This window comes from Oleiphilus sp. HI0080 (assembly GCF_001635135.1).
The window spans coordinates 1-528 of the sequence record NZ_LWFU01000181.1; the positions used below are offsets into that span (position 1 = coordinate 1).

Below are 528 nucleotides of genomic sequence, written 5' to 3' on the forward strand. Positions count from 1 at the left end.
GTGAATAAGGCATTTGGCAGTCGATAATCAGATCCTGCTTAACGCGCTTTTCCCAGTCAAAAATACCAATCGAGGCAGAGACACTTAAACCTTCTATAAAGATAATATCGTGCATCTTAAGCTAGCCCTTACCCAAGGAAGGCAATTGATCCATTGGCCAACGCGGTCGAACGGCAACCTCACCACTGCTTCGCTGTCCTGCAAGCAGACGCTGAGCACCTGCATAGGCAATCATGGCGCCATTATCAGTACAGTACTTCTGACGGGCGTAGAAAACCTCAGAACCGGTTTTTTCTTCCATTTTCTTAAGTGTCTGACGGAGATTAACATTTGCGCTTACGCCACCAGCAATAACGAGTCGCTTGAATCCCGTTTCTTTGAGGGCCCTTCGGCATTTGATCATTAAGGTGTCGACTACGGCATCTTCAAAAGCCAGTGCAATTCGTGCTTTCTCGTCATCGTCAAAACGATCTTCGTCACGTGCTTTATTAACCGTGTTTAGAGTGAATGTTTTCAAACCACTAAAAC

Annotated in this window: 1 pseudogene; it reads right to left on the reverse strand. The window is 45.8% G+C overall.

Annotated elements, in window-relative coordinates:
- Positions 1 to 121: 121 nt before the first annotated feature.
- Positions 122 to 528: pseudogene (locus A3751_RS01990) on the reverse strand (tRNA (adenosine(37)-N6)-threonylcarbamoyltransferase complex transferase subunit TsaD); the annotation flags it as partial.